The organism is Stenotrophomonas sp. 14P6.2.3, from assembly GCF_057799055.1.
The window spans coordinates 110,563-126,730 of record NZ_JBYOLA010000011.1 but is presented as its reverse complement, the minus strand read 5'-3'; the positions used below and the strand labels follow the sequence as shown (position 1 = coordinate 126,730).

The 16,168-nt window shown below is 66.6% G+C and carries 13 protein-coding genes; 8 read left to right on the top strand and 5 right to left on the bottom strand.

The window, feature by feature from the left end:
- Positions 1-169 precede the first annotated feature (169 nt).
- The 7 genes from AC27VL_RS11205 to AC27VL_RS11175 all read left to right on the top strand — a co-directional run bounded on the left by AC27VL_RS11205 (position 170) and on the right by AC27VL_RS11175 (position 10,219).
- A complete protein-coding gene (locus AC27VL_RS11205; protein ID WP_100553417.1) occupies positions 170-1,276 on the top strand; it encodes an efflux RND transporter periplasmic adaptor subunit in 1,107 nt (368 codons plus the stop codon).
- Entirely contained in the window at positions 1,273-4,398 is a 3,126-nt protein-coding gene (locus tag AC27VL_RS11200; protein WP_488766438.1) for an efflux RND transporter permease subunit, read from the top strand. Before AC27VL_RS11205 ends, AC27VL_RS11200 begins: the two co-directional genes overlap by 4 nt.
- Positions 4,391-4,930, top strand: coding sequence for a GNAT family N-acetyltransferase (locus AC27VL_RS11195; protein ID WP_488766436.1), 540 nt, complete (start codon positions 4,391-4,393; stop codon positions 4,928-4,930). Before AC27VL_RS11200 ends, AC27VL_RS11195 begins: the two co-directional genes overlap by 8 nt.
- 216 nt (positions 4,931-5,146) lie before the next feature.
- Positions 5,147-6,664, top strand: a complete 1,518-nt coding sequence (locus AC27VL_RS11190) for an alanine/glycine:cation symporter family protein (protein WP_089236620.1) — start codon at positions 5,147-5,149, stop codon at positions 6,662-6,664.
- Positions 6,657-7,490 carry a TrmH family RNA methyltransferase gene (locus tag AC27VL_RS11185; RefSeq protein ID WP_100553414.1) on the top strand — a complete coding sequence of 278 codons (834 nt, stop codon included), beginning with the start codon at positions 6,657-6,659 and terminating at the stop codon, positions 7,488-7,490. Before AC27VL_RS11190 ends, AC27VL_RS11185 begins: the two co-directional genes overlap by 8 nt.
- A 271-nt stretch (positions 7,491-7,761) precedes the next feature.
- Positions 7,762-8,754 (top strand): hypothetical protein, encoded by a 993-nt coding sequence (locus AC27VL_RS11180; protein WP_488766433.1) that lies wholly within the window; start codon positions 7,762-7,764, stop codon positions 8,752-8,754.
- A 13-nt stretch (positions 8,755-8,767) separates the two neighbouring features.
- Positions 8,768-10,219, top strand: a complete 1,452-nt coding sequence (locus AC27VL_RS11175) for an alanine/glycine:cation symporter family protein (RefSeq protein WP_100553412.1) — start codon at positions 8,768-8,770, stop codon at positions 10,217-10,219.
- 77 nt (positions 10,220-10,296) lie between these two features.
- On the opposite strand, the gene AC27VL_RS11170 is transcribed toward AC27VL_RS11175, so the two are convergent.
- From AC27VL_RS11170 to AC27VL_RS11155, 4 genes are all read right to left on the bottom strand, one after another.
- Positions 10,297-11,718 (bottom strand): M28 family peptidase, encoded by a 1,422-nt coding sequence (locus tag AC27VL_RS11170; RefSeq protein ID WP_089236617.1) that lies wholly within the window; start codon positions 11,716-11,718, stop codon positions 10,297-10,299.
- Between the two features lie 224 nt (positions 11,719-11,942).
- Entirely contained in the window at positions 11,943-12,347 is a 405-nt protein-coding gene (gene mscL, locus AC27VL_RS11165; protein WP_100553411.1) for a large-conductance mechanosensitive channel protein MscL, read from the bottom strand.
- A 56-nt stretch (positions 12,348-12,403) separates the two neighbouring features.
- Positions 12,404-13,120: a fumarylacetoacetate hydrolase family protein gene (locus AC27VL_RS11160; protein ID WP_100553410.1), complete on the bottom strand. Its 717-nt coding sequence runs from the start codon at positions 13,118-13,120 to the stop codon at positions 12,404-12,406.
- Between the two features lie 70 nt (positions 13,121-13,190).
- Complete coding sequence (locus AC27VL_RS11155) at positions 13,191-13,472, bottom strand: hypothetical protein (protein ID WP_089236615.1); 282 nt, start codon at positions 13,470-13,472, stop codon at positions 13,191-13,193.
- Positions 13,473-13,650: 178 nt separating this feature from the next.
- Between AC27VL_RS11155 and AC27VL_RS11150 the strand changes: the two genes are divergently transcribed.
- Positions 13,651-13,986, top strand: a complete 336-nt coding sequence (locus AC27VL_RS11150) for a Rieske (2Fe-2S) protein (RefSeq protein WP_049469607.1) — start codon at positions 13,651-13,653, stop codon at positions 13,984-13,986.
- A 327-nt stretch (positions 13,987-14,313) separates the two neighbouring features.
- Here the strand turns inward: AC27VL_RS11150 and AC27VL_RS11145 are convergent, their stop codons facing one another.
- A complete protein-coding gene (locus AC27VL_RS11145) occupies positions 14,314-16,161 on the bottom strand; it encodes an SLC13 family permease (protein WP_089236614.1) in 1,848 nt (615 codons plus the stop codon).
- Positions 16,162-16,168 lie beyond the last annotated feature (7 nt).

Sequence of the window (16,168 nt, the reverse complement as noted above, 5' to 3'; positions counted from 1 at the left end):
CGCGCCGGGATACATCCCGACATACACCGACACCGTGCTGCGGACCCCTGCATGGAATGGGCGCGCAGCGCTATCGCAGCACCCGTTCCACGCCGGTAAACGCTTGGCACATATCGCTTTTGCGGGGCCTTGCCTACACTCGGCGGCCGTGGATCGCTCAGGATTGTTCATGTTGGCTCGTATCGCTTCGACCCTGGCCCTTGGCCTCAGCCTGGCCGTGCTGGCCGGGTGCGCAGGCAAACAGGAGGCCGCCGCGCGTCGGCAGGGCGAAGCCGTGCCGGTCACCGCGCAGGTCGTGCAGGCGATGCAGTGGAGCGACACGCTGCAGGCGCTGGGTACGGCCAAGGCGCGCGAGTCGATCAGCGTGACCGCCAAAGTGAGCGAGATCGTCGAGCGCGTGCATTTCGAAAGTGGCCAGCAGGTCGCCGCTGGCGCGCCGCTGGTGACCCTGCGCGGTCAGGCCCAGGAAGCCGCATTGGTGCAGGCGCAGGCGACCTTCCGCGAAGCCGACCAGTTGTACAAGCGCCAGCGCGAACTGGCGGCACAGCGGTTGGTGTCCAGCGCGACCCTGGATACGCAGAAGTCGATCCGTGATGCCGCCGAAGCACGCGTGGCGCAGATGCAGTCGGACATCGGTGATCGTCGTGTGCGCGCGCCGTTCGCCGGCGTCCTCGGCATCCGCCAGATCAGCCCGGGCACGCTGCTGACGCCGACCACGGTGATCGCCACCCTCGACGACGTCGAGCGCATGCACATCGATTTCCAGGTGCCGGAAGTGGAGCTGGCCGCGCTGACCATCGGCGACAAGGTGCAGGCCACCAGCGTGGCCTGGCCGGGCCGCACCTTCGAAGGCGAGGTCAGCACCATCGATGCACGTATCGACCCGGCCACCCGTGCGGTGACTGTGCGTGCCGACTTCGCCAACGGCGACCACGCACTGCGTCCGGGCATGCTGCTAGACGTGCGCCTGTTCCATCCTGATCGACCGGCACTGGTGGTGCCGGAAATCGCCGTGGTGCAGGTCGGTCGCGACAGCTTCATGTATCGCATCAAGGCCGATGACACCGTCGAACGCGTGGACGTGGTCACCGGTGCACGCCGCGCTGGCGTGGTCGAGATCAAGCAGGGCCTGCAGGCAGGCCAGCGCATCGTGGTGGACGGCACCGGCAAGCTGCGTGCAGGCCTGAAGGTGGCGGCCACCGACGCCGCGCCCGCCAGTGGCGCCCAGCCGGTGACGGCTGAAGCACCGGTCGCTGCCGAGGGTCACGGCGGATGAAGCTGTCTGACATCTCCATCCAGCGGCCGGTGTTTGCCGTGGTGATGAGCCTGCTGTTGCTGGTGCTGGGCGTGATGTCCTTCACTCGCTTGACCCTGCGCGAACTGCCGGCCATCGACCCGCCGATCGTCTCGGTGTCGGTGGACTACACCGGTGCCTCGGCAGCGGTGATCGAGAGCCGGATCACCCAGGTGCTGGAAGACGCGCTGGCCGGCATCGAAGGCATCGATACGATCAACGCGCGCAGCACCAACGGCCGTTCGCAGGTCAGCATCGAATTCACCTCCAATCGTGACATCGAAGCGGCGGCCAACGACGTGCGCGATGCGGTCAGCCGCGTGGCCGACCGCATGCCCGAAGAGGCGCGGCCACCGGAGATCGCCAAGGTCGAGAGCGATGCCGATCCGATCATCTGGTTCAACATGGTGTCCTCGACCATGGACACGCTGGAACTGAGCGACTACGCCGACCGCTACGTGGTCGACCGCTTTTCCAGCCTCGATGGCGTGGCCCAGGTCCGCATCGGTGGCCGCCAGCGCTATGCGATGCGCATCTGGCTGGACCGCGACCAGCTGGCCGCACGTGGCCTGACCACCGGCGACATCGAAACCGCGCTGCGCAACGAGAACGTGGAACTGCCGGCCGGCCGCATCGAATCCACCGACCGCGATTTCACCCTGCGCGTGGAGCGCAACTACATCAAGCCCGAAGACTTCGCGACCATTCCGCTGGGCAAGGGCAGTGATGGCTATGTGGTGCGCATGGGCGATGTGGCGAAGATCGAGCTGGCCTCGGCCGAGCGTCGCGCGTATTACCGCAGCAACGGCGAGCCCGGCATCGGCCTGGGCATCGTCAAGACCTCCACCGCCAACTCGCTGGACGTGGCGCGCACCGCGCGCGCCGAGGCCGAACGTGTTGCGCTGACCCTGCCCAAGGGCACGCAGATCTTCGTTGCCTTCGACAACACCACCTTCATCGAGGCCGCTGTCGACCGCGTGTACGCCACGCTGGTGGAGGCGATGATCCTGGTGTTGGCGGTGATCTGGCTGTTCCTCGGCAGTTTCCGCGCGGCATTGATTCCGGCGGTGACGGTGCCGGTGTGCCTGGTGGCGGCGTTCATCGCGCTGTATGCGTTCGACTTCTCGATCAACCTGCTGACGCTGTTGGCGCTGGTGCTGTGCATCGGCCTGGTGGTGGATGACGCGATCGTGGTGGTGGAGAACGTGCAACGCCGCATCGACCTGGGCGAGCCGCCGCTGGTGGCGTCCAAGCGCGGCACTGCGCAGGTCGCCTTCGCGGTGATCGCCACCACCGCCGTGCTGGTGGCGGTGTTCCTGCCGGTGGGTTTCCTGGAAGGCAATACCGGGCGCCTGTTCCGTGAACTGGCGGTGGCCCTGGCCGCAGCGGTTGCGCTGTCAGCGTTCGTCGCGCTGACGCTGACCCCGATGATGGCCTCCAAGCTGCTCAAGCCGCATACCGGGCAGGCCCCGCGCGGGCTGCACGGTTTCATCAACCGCAATCTGGAATGCCTGGCCAGCGCTTACGGTCGCGTGCTCGATCATCATGTGGATCGCACGTGGATCTATCTGCTGGTGATGGTCGCAGCGCTGGCGGCCAGCTGGCTGCTGATCAAAGTGCTGCCTTCGGAACTGGCTCCGGCCGAAGACCGAGGTTCGTTCCAGATCATGATCGATGGCCCGGAGGGCGCTGGCTACGACTACACCGTGCAGCAGGTGCAGCAGGTCGAAGCGCTGCTGGCACCGCATGTGGGCGCGGACAAGCCGATCGTGCGCGCCAACCCGCGCGTGCCCGGCGGCTTCGGCGCAAGCGAGGAAATGCACACCGGCCGCGTCAGCGTGTTCCTGCAGCCGTGGCGCCAGCGCAGCGAAGGCACGCCGGAAGTGGCCAATGAACTGCAGAAGGAACTGGACACCATCCGTGGCGTGCGCGTCCGTACCCAGGTCGGTGGCGGCCTGGTGCGCAGTGGCGGGCAGCCGTTCCAGATCGTGCTGGGTGGCCCGGAATACGCCGAGATCGCGCAGTGGCGCGACCGCATCCTGCTGCGCATGGCCGACAACCCCGGCCTGGTCGGTCCGGACTCGGACTACAAGGAAACCCGTCCGCAGATGCGGGTGAACATCGACCGCCAGCGTGCGGCCGACCTCGGCGTGCCGGTCACCGCGATCGGTTCGGCGCTGGAAACGATGATGGGCTCGCGCCGCGTCACCACCTTCGTCGACAACGGCGAGGAGTACGACGTGCTGGTCCAGGCCGGCCGTGATGGCCGCGCCAGCCCGGCTGACCTCGCCGCGATCCGCGTGCGTGCGACCTCCGGCGAACTGGTGCCGTTGGCCAACCTGGTCACGCTGAGCGAAGTGGCCGAAGCGGGCACCTTGAACCGCTTCAACCGCCTGCGCTCGATCACCATCAGTGCCGGCCTGGCACCTGGCTACCCGCTGGGCGAGGCCATCGCCTGGGCGCAGCAGGTGACCCGCGAAGAGCTGCCGCAGTACGCGCAGGTGAACTGGAAGGGCGAATCGCGCGAGTACCAGAGTGCGGGTGGCGCGGTGCTGCTGACCTTCGCCATGGCCCTGCTGGTGGTGTACCTGGTGCTGGCCGCGCAGTTCGAGAGCTTCATCCACCCGCTGACGATCATGCTGACCGTGCCGCTGGGTGTGCTCGGTGCGCTGGTTGGCCTGTGGCTGAGTGGCGGCACGGTGAACCTGTTCAGCCAGATCGGCATCGTCATGCTGGTCGGCCTGGCGGCCAAGAACGGCATCCTGATCGTCGAATTCGCCAACCAGCTGCGCGACGACGGGCGAACCGTGCGCGAAGCAATCATCGAATCGGCGATGGTGCGCCTGCGTCCGATCCTGATGACCTCGATCGCCACCGTGGTCGGCGCGATTCCGCTGGTGGTGGCCGGTGGCCCCGGTTCGGCCAGCCGTGGCACCATCGGCATCGTGATCATCTTCGGCGTCACCCTGTCCACCTTCCTGTCGCTGTTCGTGGTGCCGGCGTTCTACGCGCGGCTGGCCCCGTATACCCGCTCGCCAGAGGCGGTGAAGCGCGAGCTGGAGAAGCAGGAGGCCGACTCGCCGTCGGTGGGTGGTCATGCCTGAGCCGGCGCGCATTCTGCAGGGCGAAGGCTTCCTCCTGCGGCCCTGGCGCAGCGATGACCTGGAGTCGCTGCTGCGCCACGCCAACGACGCGGACGTCTCGCGTGGACTGCGTGACCGCTTCCCGTATCCGTACACCCGCGAGGATGGCGAAGCCTTCCTGGGCGGGCGCGTGCTGGCCCCCGGCACGCTGAACCTGGCCATCGAGATCGACGGCCAGGCCTGCGGCAGCGTGGGCGCCCAGCAAGGCGTGGCCGAGCGCGGGCATACCGCTGAACTGGGTTACTGGCTCGGCCAGGTCCATTGGGGGCGGGGCCTGATGACCGGCGTGGTCGGTCTGTTCGCGCCCTGGGTGATGGACGAGCTTGGCCTGTTCAGGCTGCAGGCCACGGTGGTCGACTTCAACCTGGGCTCGGCCCGGGTACTGGAAAAGAACGGTTTCCAGGAAGAGGGCGTGGAGCGCTGCGCCGTCTACAAGCGCGGCGTCCTGCATGACCTGCGCCGCTTCGCCCGGGTGCGGACCGCGCTGCCCTGAAAGGCCGCCGGGCATGGCCCGGCGCTACCGGGTGCGCCGCCGTTTCCATTGACCGCCGGAGGTGCTGCCGTCTCCGGGGGTAGCGCCGGGCCATGCCCGGCGGAGAACACGCCCCCGCATCCGGCGCTATCGCAGCGACCTTCGATCAGGGAGAATCGACCGGTCCCTTCCAGCCGACGGGACGTCCTCACAACCCGCCGACTGGAGAGAGCGCGCGTGGAAGCTACCGTACATTTCATCAACAGCATCATCTGGAGCAAGGCGCTGATCTTCATGTGCCTGGCCGCCGGCCTGTTCTTCAGCCTGCGCACCCGCTTCATGCAGATCCGTGGTTTCGTCGAGATGTGCCGCCTCACCGTGTCCGGTGAGAAATCCGACGCCGGCGTGTCCTCGTTCCAGGCCCTGGCCATGTCGATGGCCGGCCGCATGGGCATCGGCAACATCGCCGGCGTGGCCACCGCCATCGCCTTCGGCGGCCCCGGCGCGATCTTCTGGATGTGGGTGATGGGCTTCCTCGGCGCATCCACTTCGTACGTGGAATGCACCCTGGCGCAGATCTACAAGACCAAGGATGCCGAAGGCCGCTACCGCGGTGGCCCGGCCTACTACATCGAAAAGGCGATGGGCCTGAAGTGGTATGCCATGGCCTTCGCCATCGCCACGATCATCGCTGCCGGCTTCCTGATGCCCGGCGTGCAGGCCAACGCGATCGCCGACAGCATCATCAATGCCTGCCGTGGCACCGCGCTGTGCGGTCCGCTCGATGGCCAGTCCTTCGGCATGGAATCGGTGCAGGCGCTGAAGCTGGGCATCGGCATCGTCGTCGCCCTGCTGCTGGGCGTGGTGATCTTCGGTGGCGTCAAGCGCATCGCCAACTTCGCCGAAGTGGTGGTGCCGTTCATGGCGGCCGGCTTCATCCTGATGGCCATCGTCATCATGATCATCAACTACGACCGCGTGCCGGAAATGTTCGGCATCATCTTCAAGAGCGCCTTCGGTACCCACGCCGCGTTCGGCGCGATGATGGGCCTGGCAGTGGAGTGGGGCATCAAGCGCGGCATCTACGCCAACGAGGCCGGTCAGGGTTCGGGTCCGCACGCTGCGGCGGCTTCGGAGGTCTCGCACCCGGCCAAGCAGGGGTACGTGCAGGCCTTCGCCATCTACTTCGACACCATGATGGTGTGCACCGCCACCGCCTTCCTGATCCTGGCCAGCGGCACCTACAACGTGTATTCGCCGGTCGCGGGTGCTGAGCCGATCTTCCAGGGCCTGGCCGGCATTCCAGAAGGTGCGGGCTACGCGCAGGCGGGTGTGGAAGCGGTGCTGCCGGGCTGGGGTTCGGCGTTCGTGTCGGTGGCGATCTTCTTCTTCGCCTTCACCACGATCATGGCCTATTACTACATGGCCGAAACCAACCTGACCTACGTCAACCACAACAGGAAGCGGCCGTTCACCGTGCTGCTGCTGCGCCTGGGCATCATCGGCATGGTGGTGTTCGGTGCCTTCCACAACGCCACCCTGGCCTGGGCGCTGGGCGACATCGGCGTAGGCCTGATGGCCTGGCTGAACATCATCGCCATCCTCATCGTGCAGAAGCCGGCCATGCTGGCGCTGCGCGATTACGAACGACAGAAGAAGCTCGGCCTGGATCCGATCTTCGACCCCGATGCCCTGGGCATCAAGAACGCCGATTTCTGGCGTCAACGCAAGCTGGAGTTGTCCCGTAGTGAATGATCCCTGGAAGAATGCCCGCCGCCCGTCGTCGCGACCGCCGCGGGCCACCCCGCTGCCACCGCGTGAGGGCGGCACCCCGCCGCCACCGGGGCGTGGCAACGACGAACTGCGCCTGTATGGCTGGAACGCGGTGCAGGCCCTGTTCGCCAAGCGTCCGCAGGCGCTGCGCAAGCTGTACCTGGTGGAGTCGCTGATTCCGCGCATGCAGCCGGTGCTGAAGTGGTGCGTGGCCAACCGCGTGGGCTACCGCGTGGTGGAAGAGGGCGACCTCAACAAGCTGGCCGCCACCACCCATCACGAAGGCCTGGTGGCCGACGTGCTGCGCGCACCGGTGGTGCCGCTGGCGCAGTGGCTGGCCGAACTGGGCGAAGGCCCGGCGCTGGCACTGTGGCTGGATGGCGTCGGCAATCCGCACAACTTCGGTGCGATCCTGCGCTCTGCCGCGCACTTCGGTGCCAAGGCGCTGCTGCTGCCTGCCAGCAGCACGCTGGCACTGTCCGGCGCGGCCGCACGCGTGGCCGAGGGCGGAGCAGAGTCGGTGCCGCTGGTGCAGCTGCCTGAAGACGCAGAAGCGATGGCGCAGCTGCGCGCGGCCGGTTTCGGCCTTGCCGCGACCCTGGTCGACGGTGGCGATGACGTGTTCCGCGCATCGTTGCCGGCCCGCCTGGTCTACGTGATGGGCGCGGAAAGTGAAGGCATGGATCGCGGCCTGGCCAGCCAGTGTGACCAGCAACTGTCGATTCCCGGCAGTGGCGCGGTTGAAAGCCTGAATGTCGCTTCCGCCACTGCCGTGCTGCTGGCGCAGTGGGTCAGCCAGCGCCGCTGATGGGTGGGTTTGCGGGCGCCGGGTAACGCCGGTGCCCGCGGATCGGAGCAGATCCACGTCGTGCGGGATTTCCTCATGCCGGGAAGGTGCCTCCTGCGTTGCACTACGCACGGCATGCACGGTTCACCGGTAGCGCCGGGCAACGCCCGGTGGATTTCCTGACAGTGCGATGCGCAAAGCATGCATGACGAATTGAAAGTTTCCTTATTGGTGTGCCGTTCCCGGCGACGCAGGGTGGAAGTCCATCCAACGTCGTACAGGAGTGGTCCCCATGCATCATCCTCCCCGCAGTACGGTGCGTGTCTGCCTGGTACTGGCATTCAGTGCGCTTGCCGCCGTGTCCGCGCAGGCCAACGAGCGCACGCTCGACGGCGTCAACTTCACCGGCCCGCTGATCACCCCCAATCCTGCCGGTATGCCGGCAGGTCGCTGGTACGTCGAACCCTATCTGGTGCGGGTCGACAGTTCCTCGTCCTTCGACCACAACGGCGACCGTCAACGCAGCGACGAGCGCAGTGGCGCGTGGGCGATGGTGGTGCCCATCGCCTACGGGTTCAGCGATCGGGTGACCGCCCAGGTCAACCTCAGTGCCTCGCGTGCAGAATCAGGCAACGCGCGCAGCAGTGGTTTCCGCGCCGGCGACACCACCGCACGCCTGCAGTACCTGCTGCAGCCTTCCAGTGCCGATGGCACCACCCCGGCGGTGTCAGTTGCACTGGTGCAGCGCTTCAGCACCGGCAGTCACGACCGGATCACCGGCAACCCGCTCGACGCCCAGGGTGACGGCACGCAGCGCACCGTGGCTGCGCTGGCGGTGCAGCAGGTGCTGTGGCTGGCGAACGATCGCCCGCTGCGCTGCCGCGCGCAGCTCAGTGCCGGGCCATCGCCCTCACGCACTGCGATTTCCGGCGGCAGCGTGTATGGCACCGATGACGGCTTCCAGGGACATATCGCGCGCGGTTCGGTGCTGGGTCTTTCGGTGGGCGCCGAGTACAGCTTCAACGAACGCTGGGTGGGTGTCATGGAAATGGCCGCCAGCCGTGAAAGCGGCCAGCGGCTGACCGGCTTCGCACCGGACGCGGCCGGTACGCTCCAGCGCATCGATGAGGCCCGTCCTGCCAGCCGCAACCTGACCTTCGCGCCGGCGATCGAGTACCACTTCAGTCCGTCGCTGGGGGTGATTGCCGGCGTCGAATTCACCGTTGCCGGTCGCAATACCGGCCGCATCATCAGCCCCCAGGTCGCCCTGGGCATGTTCTTCTGATGGGGGCCCTGCGATGAATGTCGAAACGATCGTCAATGCCGTTCTTGCCGTTGTCTGGAGCCCGTACCTGGTGGTGCTGTGCCTGGCGACGGGTCTGTACTTCAGCGTGCGTACCCGCTTCATCCAGCTGCGCGCGCTGCCGGACATGCTGCGCCTGATGTTCCGCCACGAACGCTCCGATGCCGGTGTCTCGCCGTTCCAGGCGTTGTCATTGTCGCTGTCCAGCCGGGTGGGCGTGGGCAACATCGCCGGTGTCGCCATGGCCATTGCCTTCGGCGGTCCCGGCGCGATCTTCTGGATGTGGGTAGTCGCCTTCCTCGGTGCCTCAAGCGCGTTCATCGAGTCCACCCTGGCGCAGATCTACAAGGATCGCGATGCCAAGGGGCAGTATCGCGGTGGTCCGGCGTACTACATCGAAAAGGGGTTGGGCCAGCGCTGGTACGCCGTGCTGTTCGCGCTGGTCACGGTGCTGGCGGGGGCGATGCTGGCGGGCACGCAGTCCAACGCCATCACCAGTGCGGTGAACGAAGCGTGGGATGTTCCGGTAATGGTCACCACCGGTGTGCTGCTGGTGGTGTTGGCGGCGATCCTGCTCGGCGGCGTGCGTCGCATCGCGCGCGTCGCCGAATGGGTGGTGCCGGTGATGGCCGTGGCCTATCTGCTGGTCACTGCGGTGGTGATGGTGCTCAATGTCGAGAAAGTGCCTGAGGTCATCGCCCTGGTGCTGCGCAGCGCGTTCGGTGTTGACGCCGCATTCGGCGCGATGATCGGCACCGCGATCCAATGGGGGGTGCGTCGTGGCGTGCTGTCCAACGAAGCGGGCATGGGCAGCGGCGCGCATCCTGCCGCCGCAGCGGAAGTGTCACACCCGGTGAAGCAGGGGCTGGTGCAGTCGTTCTCGGTGTACATCGACACCATGGTCGTGTGCAGCGCGACGGCCTTCCTGATTCTCTCCACCGGGCTCTACAACGTCTACGACCCGGCGGTGAACGGTGTGCCCGATGAGGCACGACTGCTGCTGGGCAACCTTCCTGGCGTGGAAGCGGGGCCGCGCTTCGTGCAGCACGCGGTGGAGTCGGCCTTGCCCGGCTTCGGCAAGTCATTCGTCGCGCTGGCGATCCTGCCTTTCGCCTTCACCACCATCCTCGCCCTGTACTACATGGCCGAGACCAACGTCAGCTACCTCTGCCGCGATCGTCCCCGACAGTGGGTGATGGGTGCCTTCCAGCTGCTGTTCCTGGCTGCTACGGGCTACTCGGCGATGAAGAGTGCGACAGTCGCGTGGGCGCTGGGCGATATCGGCGTAGGCATGATGAGCTGGCTGAACATCATCGCCATCCTGCTGCTGCAGAGGCCCGCGCTGGCAGCACTGCGTGATTACGAAAACCACCGGCGTCACGGGCGTGATCCGTTGTTCAATCCGAAGCTGCTGGGAGTTCGCAATACCAGCGTGTGGGCGGAGTAAGTGCCCAGGCAGGTAGCGCCGGGATGGCCCGGCGCTACCTGGTCAAGCGTTGATCCACGTCATGCGTGGATGCGGCTTCACTCGTTCGGCGGCGTGGTGGCCTTCGCTTCACTGCCGAAACTGCCATCGGCTTCGGCGGCCAGGTAGGCAAACACGGTGTAGGCCGCCACGTTCTGCGCCAGCGCCTTCGGGTCGATCTTGTCGAGCGTGTCGTCGGCGGTGTGGTGCAGGTGGAAGTAGTCCGAGCCATCCTGCGCCAGCCACGCCCATGCACCGCCCTTGGCCGCCAGCGGGCCGACGTCCGGGCCCGGGCCACCCTTGTCGGCCTGGTACTCGATGCCCAGCGGCTTCATCACCTCGGCAATCTGCTTCGTTGCCTCGCGCGAGCCTTCCGGGTTCGGCGAACCGGTGTTGAAGGCGTAGATGCGTCCAGCACCGAAATCGCTCTCGGCGGCCAGCTGGTGCAGGGCCACGTCCTTGGCGTGTGCCTCCGCGTAGGCCTTGCCGCCATACAGACCCTGTTCTTCGTTGGCGAAGGCGATCACGCGGATGGTGCGCTTCGGTGCCTGCTTGAGCTGGCCGATCAGATGACCGGCGGCCATGGTGATGCCCACGCCCGCACCGTCATCGACCGCGCCGGTGCCCAGGTCCCATGAATCCAGATGTCCGCCGATGACGACTACTTCCTTCGGCAGCGTGCGGCCGGTGATCTCACCGATCACGTTGTACGAGGTCGCGGTGCCATCCCAGCCACAGTCCAGCGCCACTTTCACCGTGGTCGCGCCACGCGCAAGCAGGCGGGCCAGCTGGTCGGCGTCGGGTACCGACAGCGCCGCCGACGGCACCGGGGTCAGGCCGTCATCGAAGCGGGTGATGCCGGTGTGCGGCACACGGTGCGAATCAGTACCGGCCGAACGCATCAGGAAGCCGACCGCGCCCTTGCGGATGGCCTCGGACGGGCCCTTGCTGCGGATCGCGCCGCCACGGCCATAGTCGCGGCCATCGCGGAACGGCAGCATCTGGTAATCGACGAAGGCGATCTTGCCCTTCAGCGAACCGGCCGGTGCGGCCTGCAGCGCAGCCAGATCGGCGAAGCGCACCACCTCGGCTTCCACCGTACCGCCCGGGCTGCCACCCAGCGCAGTGATCTGCAGCGGCTGCGGGTTCCTGCCGGTCACCGCAGCGTGTTCACTACGGCGCTCCCACTTCGGGAAGGTCACCGGTTCCTTCCACACCTTGTCAAAGCCCAGTGCCTTGAACTTGGCTTCGGCCCAGGCCACGGCACGCGCGTCGGCCTCGCTGCCGGCGATGCGCGGGCCGATCTCGGTGGTCAGCGATTCGACCACCTTCCAGCCGGTGTCGTCGGCCAGCGCCTGGTCGCGCAGCTGTGCGGCGGTAGCCAGCGAGGCCGGCGGCAGGGTGGTGGCATGCGGCGCCGCGAAGGCCGGCGCGGCCAGCAGGGCGAGGGAGGATGCGATGGCAAGGACGCGGCGACGCATGGACAGCTCCGGGAAGGGTGTAAGCCTTGGAGCTTAACAGTCGTTCAGCGCCGCGCATGGGCGGGAGGTCATGGCCGCTGCGGATGCTGTTTTCCGCCAGATGCAGCAAAGCGAAAGCCCCGCCGGAGCGGGGCTTTCGCATGCCTCTGCGGTAGCGCCGGGCCATGCCCGGCGAGCGCAGCGGCAAGATGGCGTTCCGCCGGGCATGGCCCGGCGCTACCACCTTATTTCTTCAGGTTGTCGCGGATCTCGCGCAGCAGCAGAACTTCCTCGGCCGGCGCTGCCGGTGCCGCTTCCTTCTTGCGCGACAGGCGGTTGATCACCTTGATCACCAGGAAGATGGCGAAGGCCACGATCACGAACTGGATCAGCGTGTTGATGAAATCACCGTAGCCGATCACCACGGCCGGGATTTCCTTGCCATCGGCACCGATGCTGGCCGGCGACAGCGTCCACGCAAGCTGCGAGAAATCGACCTTGCCGATCAGCATGCCCAGCGGCGGCATGATGATCTTCTCCACCAGCGCGGTGACGATCTTGCCGAAGGCCGCGCCGATGACCACGCCGACGGCGAGGTCGATGACGTTGCCGCGCATCGCGAATTCCTTGAACTCGGTGAGCATTCCCATTGTTGTTTTTCTCCTGAGGGCGAGGGGGGACAGCGCGCAGGGTAGCGCAGGTGATGTCAGCCGGCGATCACGCCGTGGCGCTCGGCCACGTTCTCAAGGCGTGCGCTGAAACGGTCGCCGGGCTTCAGCGCGGCCACGCCGGACGGCGTGCCCATGAACACCAGGTCGCCGGCACGCAGCTGCCACAGCTTGGACAGCTCGTGCAGGATCTCCGGCACGTTCCAGATCATCTGATCGAGCAGGGACTGCTGGCGTACTTCGCCGTTGATCTCCAACGACAGGTTGAGCGCAGCCAGGTCACCGACTTCACCGGCATGCACGATCTCGCTGATCGGCGCGGAGGCATCGAAGCCCTTGGCCGAATCCCACGGGTGGCCCTTTTCCTTGGCGGCGGCCTGCAGATCGCGGCGGGTCAGGTCCAGGCCCACGGCATAGCCATACACCAGTGCCTCGGCATCGGCCACGGCCAGCTCGCCGGCGGGTGCGTCACGGCCGATCGCCACCACCAGTTCCACCTCGTGGTGCAGGTTGCTGGTGGCAGGCGGGTAGGGGATCACATCATCGTGGCCGACCACGATGGCGTCGGCCGGCTTGGTGAAGAACATCGGGCGGCCGCGATCGTCGGCTGCAGGCACGGCAGCACCCATCTCACGCGCATGGTCGGCGAAGTTGCGGCCGACACAGTAAATGCGGTGCACGGGAAAACTGCCGCCGCCAACGACCGGTACACGCGGCGTGGCTGCAGCAGGGATCACATCGGAGACATCGGACATGCGGGCATCCAGGAAGGGAGTGCCCGCAGTCTAGAACGCAGCAAGGCCCGCCGTCAGCGGGCAGCGTCGATCAGCGCGAGGCCGGCAGCGCCGACTTGCGCACCACGTGGTACTCGCCCTCGACCACGTTCGGGTCGGCCGGGCGGCTCGGGCCGGGCTTGCGCGAAGCCAGCAGCTTCCACGCCAGGCCCACTAGGATCATGGCCGCACCGACGAATACGCCGATGAACACCATCGCGGCCAGGATCGCCAGGCCGAGCAGGCCCACGGCAACGCGCACCAGCGGATGACGCGGCTTGCGCGGGGCAAACAGGGTGCGGAACTGGTTGAAGGCGAAATCGCGATTGAACATGGTGGCTCGATAGGCTGGAAATCAGCGAGCCATGAGTATCGGCAGCTGCCACTGTCATTGAGTGAAAAACTCGTTAAATATAGCCTTGGCTTATTACGGATCAATGACTTGTGTTCATGTCGCAGCTAGTCACATGACCAGGCATGCGACAATGCGCGATTCCGTCCGAGCCTTCGCCATGACTGCCGCTGTCGCCCTGATCACCCTTGATGCCATTGCCGATGGTGCGTTTGCCGAGGTTGAAGCGGTGGTCGATGGCGATGCCGAGTCGCTGCTGCTGTACCGCGACGGTGAGCAGGTGCGCGCGTTCCTGAACATCTGCCCGCACGCGGGCCGCCGCCTGGACTGGGCACCGGGCCAGTTCCTGAAGAGCCGCGAAGGCCATCTGGTCTGCGCCGCCCACGGCGCCTCGTTCGCGCTGGACAGCGGCGACTGCATCGCCGGCCCCTGCAAGGGCGACCGCCTGCGCGCCGTGCCGGTGGACGTCCGCGACGGGCAGGTCTACCTGGCCTGATGCATCGGTGTGCGGACCAACGGTCCGCACCCACCAAGCCAACAGTCCGCACCCAATAGATCAACAGGTATCCAGAGATCCATCCACGCATGGCGTGGATCTACTGCAGATTGCGGCGATTTGTCGAAGGCGGGGTGGGTCCGGTTGCGGGGGTGTCCGCGGCATGGATGCCACGGCCAAGCCTACAGGGACGTACTTGCGGCGTCCCCCGCCACCGGGCCCACCCCGCCATCCCACGGATAGCCAGCTTTTGCTGTTGCTCCGGCTGTTGCCGTTGCCGTTGCCTCTGCGGGTGCAGGGCGCAGCCCTGCCAACAAACCCCCACCCTCAGAACATCAGGTTGATCATCACCACCACCACGCACGTATAGATCAGCGACAGCGGGCCGCCAACCCGCCACATCTCGCGCGGGGTGTAGTTGGCCGGGCCGGTGATCATCGAAATCACCGGGTTCGACGCCGTCATCAGGTTGTTGGACGCCGACAGCGCCACGATCAGCGCGAACGCGGTCGGGTTACCGCCTGCCGCCAGCGCCAGGTTCACCGCGATTGGCACCATCACGATCGTCGCCCCCACATGGCTGATCACCAGCGAAAACACCGTGGTCAGCAGCGCCAGCGCCAGTTCCAGCACCCAGATCGGAATGCCGGTGGGCAGCTTGTCGATGGTATGGCCGGCCACCCACGCCGCGGCGCCGCTGGAATCCATCGCCCAGCCAAGCGGAATCAGCCCGGCCATCATGAACACCGTCTTCCAGTTGATCGAGGCATAGGCCTCGTCCATGCGCAGCACGCCGGTCAACAGCATGCCGGCCACGCCGGTCATCAGGGTCAGCGCCACCGGCAGCTTGCTGGTCAGCGCGATCAGGATGGTCAGGGCGAAGATCGCCATGGCGATCTTGAACTTGTGCGGGCGCTGCTCGCCGGTCGGGTAGTCGGTGACCACCACGAAGTCGCGGCTCTTGGCGGCCTGCGCCAGGTCGGTCCAGATGCTGTGGAAGACCAGCATGTCGCCGGCGCGCAGCTGCACATCGCGCACATCCTCGCGGATCACCTGCTTGTCGCGGTTGATCGCCAGCAGGCTGATGCCGCGTTCCTTGCGCAGGCGCAGGTCGGCCGCGCTCTTGCCGATCACGTTCGAGGTCGGCGGCACCACTGCTTCGGAAATGCCGGCGCGGCTGGGATTGAACAGGTCGCCCAGGTGTTTCAGGCGCGAGGACATGCGCAGGAACTGGTTCTGCGCGAAATCGTGGATCTGCTCGCGCGGGCCCATCGCCCCCAGCACGCTGCCCACCCAGATGCGCATTTCCGCTGGCGGCGCCAGGCGGGTGTCATTGCCGGTCTTCAGCGCCAGCAGCAGGGGTGAATCATGCAGGTTCTCCGCTTCGCCCAGGGTCATGCCGACCAGCGGACTCTCGGCGGTGACCACCAGCTCGAACACATCCCCTTCGATACCGTAGGTCTTGGCGAAGTAGCTCTCGGTGCGGGCCGGCGTGGTGCCGTCGTTGACCAGGCTTTCCTCTTCCACCAGCTTGCGGTCGCCGTAATAGCGGAAATACAGCAGCGAGGCGATCAGCAGGGCGATGCCGATCGGCAGCGGCGCGAACATGCGCAGCGGCTCGATGGTGGCCAGGCCGGAGGGCAGGTTGTTGTTGGCCGAGGCCAGCAGATCGTTCAGCAGGATCAGCGGCGAGTTGCCGACCATGGTCAGCGCGCCACCCATCACGATCGCCGCCGAGATCGGCAGCAGCAGGCGCTGCATGGTCAGCCCGGTGCGCGCGGCCAGGCGCGAGGCGACCGGCAGGTACAGCGCCATCACCGATGGGTTCTGCATGAAGGACGAGTTCAGGCCGGCGATGGCCGTGGTCATCATCAGCAGCCGCTGCTCCACACCGTGGCCTCGCCGCAGCAGCCAGGCCGCAAGGCGGTTCAGCGCACCGGTGCGGTCCAGGCCGGCGCCGAGGATGGTGGTGGCGATGATGCTCATCACCGCGTTGCCGGAGAAACCGCCGAAGATCTCCTCCGGCGCGATCAGGCCGGTCACGCCCAGCACCACCAGCACCACCAACGCGACCACGTCGGCGCGGATGCGCTCGAACAGGAACATCGCCATTGTGAAGCCGACCAGCCCGAGCACGAGCTTCATGTCAGTGGTCAGCGTCAGCGCGGTATCCATGTGGGGC

What these genes read in the sequence shown, in the direction of transcription:
- AC27VL_RS11205 (WP_100553417.1), top strand. Translation starts at nt 170, where the DNA reads ATGTTGGCTCGTATCGCTTCGACCCTGGCCCTTGGCCTCAGCCTGGCC.
- AC27VL_RS11200 (WP_488766438.1), top strand. Translation starts at nt 1,273, where the DNA reads ATGAAGCTGTCTGACATCTCCATCCAGCGGCCGGTGTTTGCCGTGGTG.
- AC27VL_RS11195 (WP_488766436.1), top strand. Translation starts at nt 4,391, where the DNA reads ATGCCTGAGCCGGCGCGCATTCTGCAGGGCGAAGGCTTCCTCCTGCGG.
- AC27VL_RS11180 (WP_488766433.1), top strand. Translation starts at nt 7,762, where the DNA reads ATGCATCATCCTCCCCGCAGTACGGTGCGTGTCTGCCTGGTACTGGCA.
- AC27VL_RS11175 (WP_100553412.1), top strand. Translation starts at nt 8,768, where the DNA reads ATGAATGTCGAAACGATCGTCAATGCCGTTCTTGCCGTTGTCTGGAGC.
- AC27VL_RS11170 (WP_089236617.1), bottom strand. Translation starts at nt 11,718, where the DNA reads ATGCGTCGCCGCGTCCTTGCCATCGCATCCTCCCTCGCCCTGCTGGCC.
- mscL (WP_100553411.1), bottom strand. Translation starts at nt 12,347, where the DNA reads ATGGGAATGCTCACCGAGTTCAAGGAATTCGCGATGCGCGGCAACGTC.
- AC27VL_RS11160 (WP_100553410.1), bottom strand. Translation starts at nt 13,120, where the DNA reads ATGTCCGATGTCTCCGATGTGATCCCTGCTGCAGCCACGCCGCGTGTA.
- AC27VL_RS11155 (WP_089236615.1), bottom strand. Translation starts at nt 13,472, where the DNA reads ATGTTCAATCGCGATTTCGCCTTCAACCAGTTCCGCACCCTGTTTGCC.
- AC27VL_RS11150 (WP_049469607.1), top strand. Translation starts at nt 13,651, where the DNA reads ATGACTGCCGCTGTCGCCCTGATCACCCTTGATGCCATTGCCGATGGT.
- AC27VL_RS11145 (WP_089236614.1), bottom strand. Translation starts at nt 16,161, where the DNA reads ATGGATACCGCGCTGACGCTGACCACTGACATGAAGCTCGTGCTCGGG.